Source organism: Shimia sp. MIT1388 (assembly GCF_047124445.1).
Taxonomy (GTDB): domain Bacteria; phylum Pseudomonadota; class Alphaproteobacteria; order Rhodobacterales; family Rhodobacteraceae; genus Shimia.
In genome coordinates this window covers 3,996,374-4,012,922 of record NZ_CP138921.1, presented here as the reverse complement: position 1 = coordinate 4,012,922, position 16,549 = coordinate 3,996,374, and the positions used below count along the sequence as shown (strand labels likewise).

The following is a 16,549-nucleotide window of genomic DNA, read 5'->3' as shown; positions in this document are numbered from 1 at the left end:
TACACTTGCGCCAAGGCCGCCTTCCCCGATTGCCCACCCGATTGCCCACCGGAGCCAGACAATGACCGACACCCAGCACCTGAAGACCATTGAACAACGCCTGCTGTGGCTGTCCCATTGGATGATCCACAACGCCAACCACATCCGCCCCAAAGAAGACGGCATCAAGATCGGCGGCCACCAGGCCAGCTCGGCCTCCATGGTCTCGATCATGACCGCGCTCTACTTCGCCACGCTCAAGCCCGAAGACCGCGTTGCGGTGAAACCTCACGCCTCGCCAATTTTCCACGCCATGCAATATCTGATGGGCAATCAGACGCGCGAGAAGATGGAAAACTTCCGCGGCTTTGGCGGCGTGCAAAGCTACCCCAGCCGCACCAAGGACATCGACGATGTGGATTTTTCCACCGGCTCCGTGGGCCTTGGCGTGGCAATCACCTCCTTTGCCTCGCTGATCCAAGACTACATCACCGCCAAAGACTGGGGCGCAGACGCCCCGCAAGGCCGCATGGTCGCGCTGGTTGGCGACGCGGAGCTAGATGAAGGCAACGTCTACGAAGCCCTGCAAGAGGGTTGGAAAAACGACCTGCGCAACACCTGGTGGATCATCGACTACAACCGCCAATCCTTGGACGGCATCGTGCGCGAAGGCCTGTTTGAGCGTGTCGAGAAGATCTTTGACGCTTTTGGCTGGGACGTGGTGCGCGTGAAATACGGCGCGCTGCAACGCGCCGCCTTTGCGGAACCCGGCGGTGACAAGCTGCGCGACTGGATCGACAGCTGCCCCAACCAGGACTATTCCGCCCTGACCTTCATGGGCGGCGCGGTCTGGCGCAAACACCTGATGGATGACCTTGGCGACCAAGGCGATGTCACCGCGCTTCTGGATCGGCGCAGCGACGAAGAACTGGCCGAACTGATGGAAAACCTCGGCGGCAACTGCGTGGAAACCATGGCGGAGACCTTCGCCGCCATCGACCACGACCGCCCAACCTGTTTCCTTGCCTACACCATCAAAGGCTGGGGCACGCCGATCGCAGGCCATAAGGACAACCACGGCGGGTTGATGAACAAAACGCAGATGGCCGCGTGGCAAAAACACATGGGTGTGGCCGAAGGGCAGGAATGGGAGCCGATGGCCACCGTATCTGACCCCGCCGCCCTGCGCGATTTCCTCTCTGAAGTGCCGTTCTTTGCCCAAGGCCCGCGCCGCTTCTCTGACGCCAAACTGCCTGTTCCCGCGATCTCACTTGACAGTGACCGCGAAACCTCCACGCAAATGGCCTTTGGCAAAATCCTCGACGATCTCTCCAAGGGCGACAGCGCGCTTGCGTCACGCATCGTGACCACCTCGCCCGACGTGACTGGCACCACCAACCTTGGCCCATGGGTCAACCGCCGCAAACTCTTTGCCCGCGAAGCACAAGCCGATGCCTTCATCGAACACCGCATTCCCTCAACCGCCAAATGGGAGTTCACGCCGGACGGCCAGCACATCGAGCTGGGCATTGCAGAGATGAACCTGATGCTCCTGCTCGGGGCCGCAGGCCTGTCCCACTCTCTCTTTGGCAAACGCCTGATCCCCATTGGCACCGTTTACGACCCTTTTGTCTCCCGCGGCCTCGATGCGCTGAACTACGCCTGCTATCAGGACGCCCGCTTCCTGCTGGTCGGCACCCCCTCCGGCATAACGCTGGCCCCCGAAGGCGGCGCGCATCAATCCATTGCCTCGCCATTGATCGGCATGTCTCAAGATGGCCTCGCCTCCTTTGAACCCGCCTTTGCCGACGAACTCGCCGTGATCATGGAATGGGCCTTTGACTACCTGCAACGCGACGGCGAAGGCGACCCAGACGAGCGTACTTGGCTACGCGACGAAACCGGCGGCTCTGTATACCTCCGCCTGACCACCAACCCGATCGAGCAACCCGGCAAACGCCACGACGACGCATTCAAACAAGGCGCCATCGACGGCGCCTACTGGCTGCGCAAACCCGGCCCGAACTGCGAAGTGGTGATTGCCTACCAAGGCTCCGTTGCGCCCGAAGCCATCAAGGCCGCCGGACAGATTGCCAACGACCGCCGCGACATCGGCGTGTTGGCTGTCACCTCCGCCGACCGCCTCAACGCGGGGTGGACCGCTGCCCAGCGCGCCCGCGCACGGGGGCAAATGTCGGCCCAAAGCCACATCGAGCGGCTTTTGTGTGAGCTGCCACCACACTGTCGCCTGCTGACGGTGATCGACGGCCACCCTGCCACGCTGAGCTGGCTCGGCGCTGTGCAGGGCCACCAAACCCTGCCGCTTGGGGTGGAGCACTTCGGCCAAACCGGCACCATCGGCGACCTCTACCGCCACCATGGGTTGGACGCTGCCACCATCGTCTCCCGCATCAACGCGCTCACCTCCGGACGCAGCCTGCTGCCGCAGGCCTAACCTCTGCCGCGCGCCCCTCTTGGGCGCGCGCTCGCCCCTTGACGGGCCGTTCCCCTTTCCCGCATGCTGGCGCAACGCTGTTCAACCCACAGCCCAGTTGCCAGTCACAGAGGGTCCCGCTTGCCAGTCCGCGCCAAACTCCTGCCCAAATCCGCGCTCTTACATGTGGAGCTTTACGGCACGGTGGGTCCAGGCGAACTCTGGGAAGCGCTCAATGGCATGTATCAACGGCCGGATTACATACGTGGCATGACCGAAGTGGGGGATTTTCGCGGTGTGACGGATATGCAGGCGGGCTATGACGACATGCTCGCTTTCACCACGATCTACACAAAATTCCACAACGCCAATCCCGAGCCACTCAACCTGTTCCTGCTGGATCAGAACCGGCTCGGCTTTTCCATTGCCGAAATGTATATCGCCTTTGCCGAGTCGATGGACAGCACCGTCAACATCAACGTGATGCCCGGCTACCCCGAGATCTTCGCCGCCCTCGACCTGTCCGAAGAGCAGATCGCCGAGTTCCCGCCCCATTGCCTGGATGAAACCCATCTGCTCTGAGCCGCGGGCGCCTATTGAATTCAGTTTTTGGAATGTTAAATCTGCTATACTGCCCCCGGAGCCCTCAGGGCGCCATCAGCATGGCTGCGCATCTCGGGCAAGACGACGGACGCGCGCCGAACATCAAAAGACCAGGGACACGCATGCCCATCGAGAACAAAATCCTCAGTCCTGCTCCACTGGCCTACCGCCGGTTTTCCGGCCATGTCACCATGGCCGAATTAACCGCCTCCTCCCAAGCACTGCACGCCGATCCGGCCTATGTGCCCGGCACCCACACCGTGGTCGACATGCTCGACGTGACCGATTTTGACATCGGCTTTGACCAGATGCGCGACTTTGCCGCCCTGACCCGCAACCGTCACAGCGCCCGTGGCAAACCGGTGCATATCTTCATTGTCTGCAGCAGCGAGCAAGGCCGCTGGCTGGCGGAAATGTTCCGCGCCCTGGCCGACTTGGAACCCGGCCTGGCCAACATCGACATCCTGCACGGGTTTCCTGACGTCCTCGCCATACTCGACCTGCCACCGGACACCATCAAGCTGTTCCCCGAGGACTGCCAAATCGAGTCCCATCTGTTCACCCGTCGCAGCTCCTGAGCAACAGCCCCTTTTGGTTCCAGCGTCGCCCCCAACCGGTATACCCTGACGTCAAACACCTGCGACCACTTGACACAGCCCAACAGGACTCACATCCTGACAACAAGCCGACTGGACCACGGCAAAACCGACACGGCGCCAAACTAGGGAGTGCCCATGCCGATTGAGAGCCAACTGCTGACCCCGGCTCCGCTGGTGTACAGCCGCTTTACAGGTCGCGTCACCTTTGAGGACTTCACCACGTCTTCCCAGGCCCTGCATGCCAATCCGGAGTTCACGCCCGGCATGCATATGATCCTCGACATGCTCAATCTCCAAGACTTCGACGTGGGGTTTGACGAGATGAAGGCCTTTACCGCCGGCATCCAGGAGCGCCACCGCAAGCGCGGCGAACATGTGCATATCTTCATTGTCTGCAGCAACGAACAAAGCACCTGGCTGGCGGAAATGTTCCGCTCTCTGTCAGAGCTCGAAGACGGCATCGCCAGCGTCGACATCGTCCAGGGTTTCCCCGACATACTCGCCATTCTCGACCTGCCCCGCCGCACCATCGACCTCTTCCCCGAAGACTGCCGCAGCGAAGCACATCTGCTCAACCGTCTCTCATCCTGACCACCCTCTGACCGTCGCCGGAGTTTCTTGACCCCGCGCGCTTCGGTGGGCAATCCTTGACACAGGATGCCAATATTCAGGAACGCCCGATGCCGGTCACCGCAACGATCATACCGCAACTGTCCCTGGTCCACGTCGTCGGAACCGGAACCCTCACCGAAGATGAGCTGCGCAGCGCGCTGACTACGTGCTACGCCCAACCGGACTATCGCTTCGGCATGCCTGAAATCGCGGATATGTCCCAGGTTGGCTTTATCGACACCCGCTTCGACATCCACCAGTCTTTTGTCAAAGAGCTCGCAACGCTGCACGCAGACCAGGGCGCCGCTCTGCATGTTGTCTTTCTCGGCCTCACCGGACAGCCTGCCCTTATGGTGGAAATGTTCCGCAACCTTGTGGCCGCACAGGACCCGAAGGCCAAAATCGAGACGGCCAACGGCTACCCCGAAGTGCTTGCGCTTCTCGATTTGCCCGCCGAGGCCATTCAGCACTTCCCGAAGACTTGCCAAACAGAAAGCCATCCCGTCTAAAAACGAAAATACCAGGCACCGCCAAACGGTTGACAGAGGCGCAACACAATACCAAATAAGCGATCGCGTTGTGCCTTGCTCGCGCAATACTTGAAATAGTATCCAATGGGCCGCAAACTGCTGAAAAGGATTTTAAATTGCCGATCAGCGTCTCCGTCATTTCTGAACTTCAACTGGTACACAATGTCTATTCCGGGCGCGTGACCATCCAGGATCTGTATGACGAGCAAATCAAACGCCATGACAACCCAGCCTTTGTGATGGGCATACCCGCGATCAACGATCTGTCCCAAGTGACCGAGGTGGACATCGGCTTTGATGAAATGATGGCTTACGCCCAGCACACAATGGAAACCTACCGCGATGTGACCGAGCCCATCCAACTGGTTCTGGTGGGCGAAACCGCGGTCACCACGGCGGCCATGGCGATGTATGAAAACCTCTCCGCCGCCAGCAACGCCCCATTTGAAGTCACCGTTGTGCCCGGCTACCCCGAAGTTCTGGCCCTGCTCAACCTGCCCGCCGAAGGCCTCGCTTTTTTCCCCGACTTCTGCCGCGAAGAAAGCCACCTGCTCTAAAAGAACCATTTCCGCCTCACAAAGACCCCAAAGCGCGGTAGTCTAGGAACACAGCAACCTGCTAAGGAAAAGGAACTTTCTTGCCAATCAGCGTCAACGTCATTCCCGAACTTGGGTTGCTGCACAATGTCTATTCAGGGCGGATCACCATTGAAGACTTTCTGCATCAGAAAAAGCAACGTGGGACGGACCCTAACTTTCACATGAACATGCCAAGAGTAAACGATCTGTCACAAGTGACAGAAGTCGATATTGGTTTCAAAGAACTGCTGGCGCACGCCATTTCAACACGAGAGTCCCTCTCAGAAGTGCCAGAGCCAATTCAGCTTATTCTTGTCGGAGAAAGCAAGTCCATTACCCCTGCGGTGGCCATGTATGAAAGCCTTTATGCTGCCTGCGGTATACCCTTCGAAATGAACATTGTGCCAGGATACCCCGAGGTCCTCGAACTACTGAACTTGCCGCCTGACAGCTTGAAGCTCTTTCCCGAGTTTTGTCGCCTCGAAAGTCATCTGTTCTAAAGCCGTGCCAAACGCCCTGTCGCCTCAGCGGTTGTAAAAGGTGCCGCAGGTGGCACTTTCCTTTGCGCAGGCAAGGCAACGGGGGTTGCCCTGACAAAAGATGCATCGCAAAGTAATTAAAAGGAAAGCGATGCCCGTCAGTCTAACGATCATCCCGGAGCTCGACCTCGTCCACATCATCTACACGGGAAAGGTCACACCTCAGGAGCTCTTTGAAGAAACCCAGGCCTGCTATCGGCGCCCGGAATACAGACCCGGCATGTCCGAGGTCAGCGACTTTTTTCAGGTCACCTCCTTCGAAATTGGCTATGATGAAATGAATGAGTTCACCCGGCGCTCGAACCAAACCCACGGCAGCCTGAACAGCCCAATCGACATTTGTCTGGTTGGCAGCACAAAAGTGTCCGAACCTGCAATACTCATGTACGAGGGTCTCATCGCGGCAAAGAATATCCCGATCCGCCTACATGTAGTTCCCGGCTATCCGGAAATGCTCGCGACACTCAACTTGCCAGAAGAGTGCCTCGAGTTCTTCCCCGATTTGGGTCATCAGGAACGCCACCTGCTCTAAGTCAACGGCGTCCCTTTCACAAAATCAGTAACTATACTCGCCGTAGATCTGGCTCAGATCGCCATTCCAGTCGCCGTGATACCGCTCCAGAAGCTCATCCGCTGGCACTTTTCCGCTCTCCACGCTTTCTTTCAGCGCGTTGAGGAAGTGGGTCTCATTGGGCACAAGTCCACCCGCCCCCGGCTTGGCCCGCGCCACCAGACCGGCCTCGGAGATCGCCAGCACTTCGCGCGCCAGATCGTGCATCTTGATGTTACCAACTTGCGCCTGAAGCCCGTCTTCGCTGGCCGCCACCCGCAGCGCCTCGCGTGTCTCAGCGTCCCAGCCCTTCACCAGATCCCAAGCCGCATCCAGCGACGACTGATCATACATCAGACCCACCCAGAACGCGGGCAATGCACAAAGCCGCCGCCACGGGCCACCGTCCGCGCCGCGCATTTCCATGAATTTCTTGATCCGCGCTTCAGGGAAAGCGGTGGTCAGGTGATCCGCCCAATCGCTCAAAGTAGGCATCTCTCCCGGCAACGCCGGCAGTTCGCCTTTGAGGAAGTCGCGGAAGGACATGCCCAGCGCGTCGATGTATTTCCCGTCGCGATAGACAAAATACATCGGCACATCGAGCGCGTATTGCACCCAGCGCTCAAAGCCAAAGCCCTCTTCAAACACAAACGGCAACATGCCAGTGCGGTCGTCATCCAGATTACGCCAGACCAGCCCCCGGGTGGATTTCACCCCATTGGGTTTGCCATCCAGAAACGGCGAATTGGCAAACAGCGCATTCGCCACCGGCTGCAACGCCAGCGCCACGCGCAGCTTCTGCACCATGTCCGCCTCAGAGGCAAAATCGAGGTTCACCTGCACGGTGCAGGTCCGATACATCATGACCTTACCCATGGTGCCGACGCGGTCCATGTAATCAGTCATCAGCTTATAGCGCCCCTTGGGCATCACCGGCATCTGCTCATGGGACCAAATCGGCGCCGCGCCCAAGCCGATAAAACCCACACCAATCTTGTCGGCGATGTCTTTCACATCGGTCAGGTGTTGGTTCACCTCATCACAGGTCTGGTGGATGCTCTCCAATGGCGCGCCGGATAGTTCCAACTGCCCTCCCGGCTCAAGGCTCACATTGGCGCCGTCTTTTTCCAAGCCGATCAGCTTGCCGCCTTCTTCCAACGGGGACCAGCCGTGCCCATCGCGCAAGCCTTCCAGCACCGCCAGAATGGAGCGTTTGCCCTCATAGGGCAGTGGCTTCAGTGTGTCTTTGCAATAGCCAAACTTCTCGTGCTCGGTGCCAATACGCCAGTCTTCTTTGGGTTTGCAGCCAGAACTGAGGTATTCCGCCAGCTGGTCGTGATGCTCAATCGGCCCGCCGCCGGACTGTGGGATAGACATAGGCTTGCTCCGCTCCTGCAAACTCGCTTGGGACAGTAGTGGTGAGGGTAATTCCCGGCAGTGTCAATGCAACCGGGGATCTGATTTGGCCCAGATCACAACCGGTTGATCCGGTGTGGCCTTCAACTTAGCCAGCATGTTTTCCGTGCGGATGCCATCCAGCGACGCAAAGGCATCAAAAAGCGCATCAGAGCCTTCAGCATTCACCGGAATATGCAGCGGCGCCTGCCCCGGCTGATAGAGCGCCCAAACCGGTGGCGTGCTGCGTCCGTCAAGAACCACGCGGCTCAGGCTGCGAATGGCGACACTGCCACCATTGAGCGGCCCAAAGTAAGCCACTTCGCCCTCATCCACCTGCACCACACCCGGCCCACCTTTGCCAATCCGAAACCGCCCGCGCTGCAGACCGCTCACGATCAACACCGCGCCCACGGCGACAAGGCCAATGCCGAGCCATTTCATCACACCAAAGCCACTGGCCCACCATGTACCAAGCAGCAAAACCACGCCGCCCACCAGGGCTTCCCGCCACTGCGCCACCGCCGCGCGGGCATCAGGTCGAATGAATGTCATGTCACTTACCTCTCTTGCTTCGCCCGGACGCCAGTTCGGGCAGCGCCCGTCCGCCCCCATGGGCGGGCGCTTCGCTTTCCGCCCGCGGTCAGTCACCGCCCTTAGTGCTTCACTGGAAACGTCGGTTTACTCACGCTTCCACATCCTCGTCCGCCATAAACATCATCAACGAAAACGTCCCATTACGTTCAAATCCAATGGCCTCATAAGCTCGCGCCGCCGCTTCATTGGCCGCAAACAAAATGGCCCGCGTCGCGCCTTTGTCCCGCGCTTCCTGCAAATGCAGCGCCACCGCCCGCCGCGCCAGCCCCTGCCCGCGCAATTCCGGCGGCGTATAAACACCGCCAATCTGCACGGTATCCGGCAAGGTGGCATTGAACCCGGTTTTGCTCACAGGCACGCCGTCTTTGAGCAAAATGCGGTGCGTGTCTCGCTCAATACAGCGCGCAATATCCTGCGCTGCGACCTCGGCACATTTATTTGCCGGCGTACCCAGAACCTCGCCATGGTAAGCCGTGCGCCACTCCACGGCCAATGCGCGGTGCTCTTCGCCAAGCGGCACCATGCTAAACCCGTCACACTCCGGCATCTTGAGCTGCGCCAGTTCCAGCCGATAACCCGGCTCATCTTCATTAAGCGACATCGGCCGGTCGCCCATGCCGGTGGCTTCAAAAAAAGCAGCCACCTGCGCACCGTCGCCCAAACACCCGATCAGCTCCCGCTCCGCCCAAAAGGTGCGTGTCGCTAACCAATCTTCTTTTGTAGCATCCGGCGCCTGCATCAAAATCATGCCACCATTGGACAGCGCAAACAGGCCCTTGCGATCATCATCCAACGCCCAAATACGCATCGCCCGGTCGGCAGAACCATGCAGCCCGTATTCATTGAGATTGCTTAAAAAGAACATCGAACTCTGCACATGCTCCCGCAGAAATGGCTCAATCCACGCAAGGTCGGCGTCCGTCACCGCGCGCCAGCTCACTGCCAGTCTCCCAGCGCCTGCTGCCACAGGGTCATCGCCGCCACTGCCGCCGTATCCGCCCGCAAAATCCGCGGGCCCAGGCTCACCACATGCGCAAACGGCAACGCCTTCAACCGGTCCCGTTCAGCCTCAGAAAACCCACCTTCCGGCCCAATCAAAATTGCCCAAGGTCCCCCCGCAGACGCCGCCAGCCGCTTGGTACTGCCCACCTCGGCCTCATCACAGAACATCAGCTGTCGCCCCTCGGGCCACTCCGCCAACAACCGATCCAGCTTCACCAGATCGCTGACCTCCGGCACATAGGTCCCGCCACATTGCTCCGCCGCTTCCACCGCATGGGCCTGCAGACGATCCTGCCGGATGCGTTCGCTGTTGGTGAAATCGGTGTTCACCGGCACAATCCGCGCCGCACCCATTTCTGCTGCTTTCTCGACAATAAAATCCGTGCGCGCCTTCTTGATCGGCGCAAAGCACAGCCACAGGTCCGGCGGCATCTGGAGCGGCTTGGTCTGCGCTTCACACACCAGCTCCCCGTTGCGTTTATTCGCCACAGTCACAGCACAGCGCCACTCGCCATCCCGCCCGTTAAACAACAGCACCGGATCATCCACCGCCATGCGCATCACGCCAAAAAGGTAATGCGCCTGCTCTTTGGTCAGAGGAATGGTTTGCCCTTCCCCCAAGCCCTGCTCTACATACAGTCTGACTTTTGCCTGTTTCATGGGAACCGACATATGGCCGACACGCCCGCAAAGGAAGACCCCAAGGGGCAAGTTTCTGACGCTGTGAAAGGCAATTGGGTCGACCATCTGGCCCCGGCCTGGTCCCGCCCCTACCTGCGCCTGTCCCGTGCCGACCGTCCCATTGGCACCTGGCTCCTGCTACTGCCCTGCTGGATGAGCCTTGCACTGGCGATCCTCAGCGACGGTCAGGCCACGCTGCACGATCTCTGGATCGCCGTCGGCTGCGCCATTGGCGCCTTCCTCATGCGCGGCGCAGGCTGCACTTGGAACGACATCACTGACCGCGAGTTTGACGCGCAGGTCGCGCGCACCCGCTCCCGCCCCATTCCGTCAGGTCAAGTGACCGCCAAACAAGCCGCCGTCTGGATGGTGATCCAAGCCCTGATCTCCGCCGCCATCCTGTTTACGTTCAACGTCAACGCCATCCTGCTCGGCATCGCCTCCCTGCTGCCCGTGGCAATCTACCCCTTTGCCAAACGCTTCACCTGGTGGCCCCAGGTTTTCTTGGGCCTCGCCTTCAACTGGGGCGCTCTGCTGGCCTGGACTGCCCACACCGGCAGCCTCGATTGGCCCGCCGCGATCCTCTACGCCGCAGGCATCAGCTGGACGCTGTTTTACGACACCATCTATGCCCATCAGGACACCGAAGACGACGCGCTCATCGGGGTGAAATCCACCGCAAGGCTGTTTGGCAAAAACAGCCCGCAATGGCTGCAAGGCTTCCTGACCCTCACCATCATGCTCTTTGGCTTTGCCGTGCTGATGGTCACCATCGAGCGCGGCCCCGCCTCCATGGCCGTCGCCCTTCTGGGGCCGCTCACCATGGGCTGGCACATGCAATGGCAGCTGCGCCAACTCGACACCGAAGACACAGCCGTGCTCCTGCGCCTGTTCCGCGCCAACCGCGACACCGGCCTGATCCCTCTGCTGTTTTTCGCCACCGCCTTTTTCCTGTGATTGCAAGCGGGGTCATAACCCCGTATCAACCATGCACCACTGGACGGACCACACTTTCTGAATGCGACTTTCTTCCCTCCTTATCCTGTTTGTTACCTTCGCCTCGGCGGGGCTTCTGAGCCTTGTCGCCGCGAGCCTCTCCGCTGATCTGATCGAAGACACCTCCAAGTCCTCTGTCGAGCTCGAGCTTTCCAAGTCCGGCATGGACTGGGCCGAGGTGCACGCCGAAGGCCTGCAGATCTTCCTCGCGGGCGTGGCCCCATCCGAGGCGGACCGCTTCAAAGCCATCTCCGCCGCAGGCCGCATCGTCGACGCCGCACGCGTGATCGACAATATGGAAGTGCCCGCCACGGCCGCCATCGCCCCGCCGCGCTTCTCCGTAGAAATCCTGCGCAACGACGCGGGCATCTCGCTGATTGGTCTGATCCCGGAAAGCGCCGCGCGTGACCGTTTGCTGCGCGAATTGCAGGACATCTCCGACAGCGGCGACGTTGCCGACCTTCTGGAAACCGCCGACTATGCCGCCCCCGCGGGCTGGTCCGCCGCCTCCCGCTTTGCCGTCTCCGCGCTCAAAGATCTGCCACGCTCCAAAATCTCGGTCCAGGCTGGCCGCGTCGACGTGACCGCCATGGCCGACAGCCCCGAGCAGCGCGCCGAGCTGGAAATCGACCTCGCCCGCCGCGCCCCCAATGGCGTTGAGGTGAACCTCAACATCTCCGCCCCGCGTCCGGTGATCACCCCCTTCACCCTGCGCCTTGTCAAAGGCGGCGACGTCACCCGCTTTGACGCCTGCTCTGCGGACACAGACAAAGCCCGCGCCAAAATTCTCACCGCTGCCCGCGCTGCGGGATTGGAAGGCAAAGTGGACTGCGTGATTGGTCTTGGTGTGCCCTCCACCAGCTGGGGTGACGCGGTGGCCACCGCCATTCGCGGCCTGAATGAACTGGGCGGCGGCACGCTGACCTTCTCCGATGCCGACGTGACCCTGACCGCGCTGATGGGCACCGATCAGGCTCTGTTTGACCGTGTTGTTGGCGAACTCGAAGGCACCCTGCCCGAAGCCTTTGCGCTGCTGGCCACCCTGCCGCCCACACCAGAGGCCGAGGGCGAAACCGTCGCGCAGGAGTTCACCGCCACGCTCAGCCCCGAAGGTCTTGTGCAATTGCGCGGCCGCCTGCCCAACGACATTGCGCGCGACACCACTGACAGCTACGCCCGCGCCCGCTTTGGCACCGACACCGTGCATATGGCGACCCGCCTGGACGACACCCTGCCGCCCACATGGCCTTTCCGCGTGATGGCTGGACTGGACGCGCTCTCCCTGCTCAACAACGGCTCTCTGATTGTGACCCCAGAGGCCGTCTCCGTCACCGGCAACACCGGCAACACCGAGACCAACGCCCGCATCGCGCAGCTGCTGGCCGACAAACTGAGCCAAACCGATCACTTCGCCATCAACGTCACCTATCTTGAGGCGCTTGATCCGCTGGCGGGCCTGCCCACCAACGAAGAGTGCATGGCCAACATCCAGGCCCTTCAGGACGAGACCAAGATTGCCTTTGAACCCGGCAGCGGCACGCTGGACGCCAGCGCCGCCGGGATCATCGACAAGCTCGCCGAAGAGCTCAACGCCTGTCCCGAGCTGCAAATCGAAATCCAGGGCCACACCGACAGCCAGGGCCGCGAAAGCATGAACCAGGCCCTGTCGCAAACCCGAGCCTTGGCAGTTCTGACCGCCCTACAAGAACGCCGCGTGCTGACCAAAGGCTTCCTCGCCCTTGGCTATGGCGAGAGCCAGCCGATTGCTGACAACGACACCGCAGAAGGCCGCGAAGCCAACCGCCGCATCGAATTTGTCCGCATCGTGCCGGAAGAAGAACAGGCCGAGGCCACAGCAGAAGACGGCGCCGAGGCCTCCGATGCTGAGGCCGAAACCACTGAAGCCGAGGCAGCACCAAGCGAAAGCGAAGCAGACGCCGCTGAGGCGGGCACCGCCGAAACCACGTCAGAGGAAGCCGCCGAGGCAGCGCCAGAAGCCGCGACCGAGACCGCCGACGAGACGCCCCCCTCTGAAGCAGACGCATCCACGGACGACACAGCCGCCGACGCCCCTGCCACCGAGGCAGACGCCACAGCGGATACAGGCGCGGACGCCGCCTCTGACGAGACATCCACAGACAACGCCGCGCAGGAAGACGGCGAGGAGACCCAGACCAATGACACGAATTGAGTTCATCCTGACCACCGCCGTCATTCTGTTTGTGGCCTTCTGCATGGGCTGGTTTGCCAATTGGCTGGTGCACCGCTTCACCCGCGTGGCGCAATCCGACGTCGACCAGCTGGAGCGCATGTCCCAGGAGCTGCACGAAGCCGAAGAAACCCGCGATCAGGCGATCACCTACCTGCAACAGCGTGAGGCCGAGCTGACCAACCAGCTCACCCAAACCGAAGCCGAGCTGCGCGCCGCCATGGACGGCCTGCGCGACGCCCGTCAGGAAGCTGAAGAGCTGCGCAACCACGTGGACCATCTGGGCGGGGCGTAACGCCTACGCCCACAACAATTTTCACTTTTAGGTTGCACTACAAACCTTCGCAGCCCACAGTCCAACACAAGTTTTTCTAGACTTCACGTTGGACACAGATGCGCTATTCCCCGTTTGACTGGAGCGGCACGCTCAACCGCAAACCCTATTGGATTGCGCTGCTTTTGGCGCTGTCCTGCCAGGTCGCCGCGCTCTTTGCTTTAGACATCGGCGCGCTGCCATCTTGGGTGGCATTGACCACCTTGACGACGGTCCAATTTCTACTTTGGCCGCTTCTTGTGCGCCGCCTGCACAGCTTCGGTGCGTCCGGTTATTGGAGCCTGTTGGTCGCCATTCCAATCCTTGGCCTTTTCGCTTTCATTGTTTTTGGCTGTTTCCGCCCCAAGGCCCAACCCGACCATGCTTGGCCCGCACATTGGACCCACCGCCTGGGCCAAACCATTTTGCTATTGTTGATTGTCCTGGGTCTGTCCCGTGCCTTCTGGGCGCCCTACACCATCCCCTCAGGCAGCATGAAACCCACCTTATTGGTGGGCGACTTTGCCATTGCCCGTCAGATTGATGGCGCCACCGTTGCCGCCGGTGACGTCGTTGTGTTTGCCCACCCTGCCACCGGCTACGAATTTGTCGCCCGCGTAGTTGGCTTGCCGGGGGACCGCATCCAAATGATGGATAGCATCCTGCACATCAACGACACACCGGCGCAGCAAACCCCACTGGGCAGCTTTGACGAACTGTTTCAACCACAAGGCCCATCACAATTCCTTCCCCGCTGCGCCAACGCACCAGTGGGCATCGGGCGCACCTGCTCCAAAGAGCTGTTCGAGGAAACTTTGCCCAATGGCCACCGCCATCAAATCCTCAACATCGTGCAAAACCGGGCGGATAATACTGGTGTCTACACCGTGCCAGAGGGCCATGTGTTTATGTTGGGAGACAATCGCGACAATGCCACCGACAGCCGCGCGCCCCTTGCCGCGCGCGGTTTTGGTTTTGTGCCGGCTTCCAATGTCACGCACAAGCTGTTCCGTGTCGCATTTTCGTCCTCAGGCGAGAGCTATCGGGATCTGTCGCAATGGCGCTGGGATCGTCTCTGGCACCCGGTGTGGTAGCAAGCCTAACTCCCCAACACCACGCCCGCGTCCGCCAACACGTCCCGCTGCGGCTTGTAGAAAATCCAGTTGTTGATCTTTTTGCCACGCACCAATCCGGCGGCGCTCAGCTTCTTCATGTGCGCGCTGACCGTGGGTTGCGACAGGTCCAGCTTGTCGACAATCCGCCCCACGCAAACACCATCCTCAACCAAGTCCCCATCCACCTGCGGCGCAAAATGCGGGCGCGGGTCGAGCAACCAAAGCATAATCTGCAAGCGCACCGGACTGGACAACGCAGCAAAGATATTTGCCTGCGCCGTCACCGACTCAGTTGACTCTTGGGCTATATCGTCAATTATCAATATAGATGATTCCCTATATAGATTGATCTCGATATGACCATACCCTCAGATCCCCTCGCCCGCCAAGCCCAAGCCTTTGCTCAAGCCGCAAAACTCGGCGAAGACTACCTGCACGGGCTCTCAGACCGACAAGTGAATGCAGACACGGTGCAACTCCCCGCACTCGATATCGCACTCCCCCAAAAGGGCTACATCGCCAACGACGTACTCTCCCTGATGCAAGACGCCGGCGGCCCCGGCACCGTCGCCACAGCTGCGGGCCGCTACTTCGGCTATGTCATCGGCGGCGCACTGCCCGCGGCCTCCGGTGCCCGCGCGCTCTTGTCCGCTTGGGACCAATGCGCCAATGCCGACACCGGCCCTTCGGTGATGCAGATGGAGCAAACCGCCGTGCGCTGGATCATCGACCTGCTGAACCTGCCCGCAGAAACCGAAGGCGCCTTCACCACCGGCGCGACCATGGCCAACATGACCCTGCTGGCCACCGCGCGCGACACATTGCTGGCCCGCCTCGGCCATCCACGGGGCAAAGGCCTGCTCGGCGCGCCTGCCCTGCGCGTGATCGCCAGCGCCGAAATCCACGCCACCGTGCTCAAATCCCTGCGCCTGATTGGCCTTGGCTCTGACAACATCGAACGTGTCCCCACCGACGCCCAAGGCCGCATGTGTACCGACAAACTGCCCCAGCTTGACGCCTCCTGCATTGTACTGGCGCAGGCGGGCAACGTCTGCACGGGCGCCTTTGATCCGATTGGGGAAATCGCCGACATCTGCCAAGCCGCTGGCGCATGGTTGCATGTCGATGGCGCCTTCGGCCTCTGGGCCCGCGCCGCACCTGAGCTGGCTGACGCGCTCACCGGCCTAGAGAAAGCCGACAGCTGGGTGGTGGACGCCCACAAAACTCTCAACGCGCCGTATGACTCCGGCCTGGCCCTCTGCCGCCATCCTGAAGAGATGCGCGCCTCCATGGCCATCGGTGCGGCCTACCTGCCGCCCACCGATCCCTCGCCCGCCGACCTGACGCCAGAGTTCAGCCGCGCCGCCCGGGGTGCGGAAACATACGCCGCCCTGCTCTCGCTTGGCCGCGCGGGTCTCAACGACATGATCCTGGGGTTTCACAACAAAGCCACCCGCCTCGCAGACGCCCTACGCAATGAAGGCTTCACCGTCCCGCATCACGTGCACTTCAATCAGGTGTTTGTGACCTTGCCCGACAGCCCAGAGCTCTGCGCCGCCATCACGGCGGAGGTGCAGGCGTCTGGTGAGGCATGGTTTGGTGCCGCCGCGTGGCAGGGCCAAAACGGCTTCCGTCTGAGCGTCTCCAACTGGGCCACAACAGAGGCCGACATCGACCGACTGGTCGCTGCCATCGTGAAAGCCCGCGAAACCGTCCTCAACTCCAAAGCTGTTGCCTAAAGCGATGGTGCACCGCGCGGTGGGTTTACGCTTGCCTGCCGCGTGGGCCCAAAACCACGCACCTCCGCAAAACAGTCG

Annotated in this window: 18 protein-coding genes; 13 read left to right on the top strand and 5 right to left on the bottom strand. The window is 60.8% G+C overall.

Translation table 11 applies throughout. From position 1 onward, the window contains the following. Positions 1–61: 61 nt before the first annotated feature. From SIB92_RS19760 to SIB92_RS19725, 8 genes are all read left to right on the top strand, one after another. Positions 62–2,434, top strand: coding sequence for a 1-deoxy-D-xylulose-5-phosphate synthase N-terminal domain-containing protein (locus tag SIB92_RS19760; protein ID WP_412553628.1), 2,373 nt, complete (start codon positions 62–64; stop codon positions 2,432–2,434). A 63-nt stretch (positions 2,435–2,497) separates the two neighbouring features. Further along, positions 2,498–2,995 (top strand): hypothetical protein, encoded by a 498-nt coding sequence (locus SIB92_RS19755; protein ID WP_412553627.1) that lies wholly within the window; start codon positions 2,498–2,500, stop codon positions 2,993–2,995. Positions 2,996–3,075: 80 nt separating this feature from the next. Further along, on the top strand, positions 3,076–3,594 hold the full coding sequence (locus SIB92_RS19750) for a hypothetical protein (protein WP_412553626.1): 519 nt from the start codon (positions 3,076–3,078) through the stop codon (positions 3,592–3,594). Between the two features lie 156 nt (positions 3,595–3,750). Further along, the gene (locus SIB92_RS19745; RefSeq protein ID WP_412553625.1) at positions 3,751–4,206 is read left to right on the top strand and encodes a hypothetical protein; all 456 of its coding nucleotides are present in this window, start codon (positions 3,751–3,753) and stop codon (positions 4,204–4,206) included. A gap of 56 nt (positions 4,207–4,262) precedes the next feature. Continuing rightward, a complete protein-coding gene (locus tag SIB92_RS19740) occupies positions 4,263–4,736 on the top strand; it encodes a hypothetical protein (protein ID WP_412553624.1) in 474 nt (157 codons plus the stop codon). 137 nt (positions 4,737–4,873) lie between these two features. After that, a complete protein-coding gene (locus SIB92_RS19735) occupies positions 4,874–5,314 on the top strand; it encodes a hypothetical protein (protein WP_412553623.1) in 441 nt (146 codons plus the stop codon). 80 nt (positions 5,315–5,394) lie between these two features. Beyond that, the gene (locus SIB92_RS19730) at positions 5,395–5,835 is read left to right on the top strand and encodes a hypothetical protein (RefSeq protein WP_412553622.1); all 441 of its coding nucleotides are present in this window, start codon (positions 5,395–5,397) and stop codon (positions 5,833–5,835) included. 100 nt (positions 5,836–5,935) lie between these two features. Beyond that, entirely contained in the window at positions 5,936–6,406 is a 471-nt protein-coding gene (locus SIB92_RS19725; protein WP_412553621.1) for a hypothetical protein, read from the top strand. 24 nt (positions 6,407–6,430) lie between these two features. Here the strand turns inward: SIB92_RS19725 and SIB92_RS19720 are convergent, their stop codons facing one another. The 4 genes from SIB92_RS19720 to SIB92_RS19705 form a co-directional block, all read right to left on the bottom strand. After that, positions 6,431–7,801, bottom strand: a complete 1,371-nt coding sequence (locus SIB92_RS19720; protein ID WP_412553620.1) for a glutamate--cysteine ligase — start codon at positions 7,799–7,801, stop codon at positions 6,431–6,433. A gap of 63 nt (positions 7,802–7,864) precedes the next feature. Further along, on the bottom strand, positions 7,865–8,374 hold the full coding sequence (locus SIB92_RS19715) for a hypothetical protein (RefSeq protein WP_412553619.1): 510 nt from the start codon (positions 8,372–8,374) through the stop codon (positions 7,865–7,867). A gap of 130 nt (positions 8,375–8,504) precedes the next feature. Continuing rightward, on the bottom strand, positions 8,505–9,356 hold the full coding sequence (locus SIB92_RS19710) for a GNAT family N-acetyltransferase (protein ID WP_412553618.1): 852 nt from the start codon (positions 9,354–9,356) through the stop codon (positions 8,505–8,507). Beyond that, positions 9,353–10,078, bottom strand: coding sequence for a 16S rRNA (uracil(1498)-N(3))-methyltransferase (locus tag SIB92_RS19705; protein ID WP_412553617.1), 726 nt, complete (start codon positions 10,076–10,078; stop codon positions 9,353–9,355). Before SIB92_RS19705 ends, SIB92_RS19710 begins: the two co-directional genes overlap by 4 nt. Positions 10,079–10,090: 12 nt before the next feature. Between SIB92_RS19705 and ubiA the strand changes: the two genes are divergently transcribed. The 4 genes from ubiA to lepB all read left to right on the top strand — a co-directional run bounded on the left by ubiA (position 10,091) and on the right by lepB (position 14,711). Next, positions 10,091–11,056: a 4-hydroxybenzoate octaprenyltransferase gene (gene ubiA, locus SIB92_RS19700; RefSeq protein WP_412553616.1), complete on the top strand. Its 966-nt coding sequence runs from the start codon at positions 10,091–10,093 to the stop codon at positions 11,054–11,056. 61 nt (positions 11,057–11,117) lie between these two features. After that, the gene (locus SIB92_RS19695; protein WP_412553615.1) at positions 11,118–13,286 is read left to right on the top strand and encodes an OmpA family protein; all 2,169 of its coding nucleotides are present in this window, start codon (positions 11,118–11,120) and stop codon (positions 13,284–13,286) included. After that, entirely contained in the window at positions 13,273–13,599 is a 327-nt protein-coding gene (locus SIB92_RS19690; RefSeq protein ID WP_412553614.1) for a hypothetical protein, read from the top strand. Before SIB92_RS19695 ends, SIB92_RS19690 begins: the two co-directional genes overlap by 14 nt. A 98-nt stretch (positions 13,600–13,697) precedes the next feature. Further along, complete coding sequence (lepB, locus tag SIB92_RS19685; protein ID WP_412553613.1) at positions 13,698–14,711, top strand: signal peptidase I; 1,014 nt, start codon at positions 13,698–13,700, stop codon at positions 14,709–14,711. Positions 14,712–14,716: 5 nt separating this feature from the next. Here the strand turns inward: lepB and SIB92_RS19680 are convergent, their stop codons facing one another. Further along, positions 14,717–14,974 carry an ArsR/SmtB family transcription factor gene (locus tag SIB92_RS19680; protein ID WP_412555873.1) on the bottom strand — a complete coding sequence of 86 codons (258 nt, stop codon included), beginning with the start codon at positions 14,972–14,974 and terminating at the stop codon, positions 14,717–14,719. A gap of 114 nt (positions 14,975–15,088) precedes the next feature. Here SIB92_RS19680 and SIB92_RS19675 point away from each other — a divergent pair, with 114 nt between their 5' ends. Beyond that, a complete protein-coding gene (locus SIB92_RS19675; RefSeq protein ID WP_412553612.1) occupies positions 15,089–16,471 on the top strand; it encodes a pyridoxal phosphate-dependent decarboxylase family protein in 1,383 nt (460 codons plus the stop codon). Positions 16,472–16,549: the final 78 nt, after the last annotated feature.

Bases quoted from the DNA above. Each gene is read 5' to 3' on its own strand.
- SIB92_RS19760 (WP_412553628.1), top strand. From the start codon at position 62: ATGACCGACACCCAGCACCTGAAGACCATTGAACAACGCCTGCTGTGG.
- SIB92_RS19755 (WP_412553627.1), top strand. From the start codon at position 2,498: ATGCTGGCGCAACGCTGTTCAACCCACAGCCCAGTTGCCAGTCACAGA.
- SIB92_RS19750 (WP_412553626.1), top strand. From the start codon at position 3,076: ATGGCTGCGCATCTCGGGCAAGACGACGGACGCGCGCCGAACATCAAA.
- SIB92_RS19745 (WP_412553625.1), top strand. From the start codon at position 3,751: ATGCCGATTGAGAGCCAACTGCTGACCCCGGCTCCGCTGGTGTACAGC.
- SIB92_RS19725 (WP_412553621.1), top strand. From the start codon at position 5,936: ATGCATCGCAAAGTAATTAAAAGGAAAGCGATGCCCGTCAGTCTAACG.
- SIB92_RS19720 (WP_412553620.1), bottom strand. From the start codon at position 7,801: ATGTCTATCCCACAGTCCGGCGGCGGGCCGATTGAGCATCACGACCAG.
- SIB92_RS19715 (WP_412553619.1), bottom strand. From the start codon at position 8,374: ATGACATTCATTCGACCTGATGCCCGCGCGGCGGTGGCGCAGTGGCGG.
- SIB92_RS19705 (WP_412553617.1), bottom strand. From the start codon at position 10,078: ATGAAACAGGCAAAAGTCAGACTGTATGTAGAGCAGGGCTTGGGGGAA.
- ubiA (WP_412553616.1), top strand. From the start codon at position 10,091: ATGGCCGACACGCCCGCAAAGGAAGACCCCAAGGGGCAAGTTTCTGAC.
- SIB92_RS19695 (WP_412553615.1), top strand. From the start codon at position 11,118: ATGCGACTTTCTTCCCTCCTTATCCTGTTTGTTACCTTCGCCTCGGCG.
- SIB92_RS19690 (WP_412553614.1), top strand. From the start codon at position 13,273: ATGACACGAATTGAGTTCATCCTGACCACCGCCGTCATTCTGTTTGTG.
- lepB (WP_412553613.1), top strand. From the start codon at position 13,698: ATGCGCTATTCCCCGTTTGACTGGAGCGGCACGCTCAACCGCAAACCC.
- SIB92_RS19675 (WP_412553612.1), top strand. From the start codon at position 15,089: ATGACCATACCCTCAGATCCCCTCGCCCGCCAAGCCCAAGCCTTTGCT.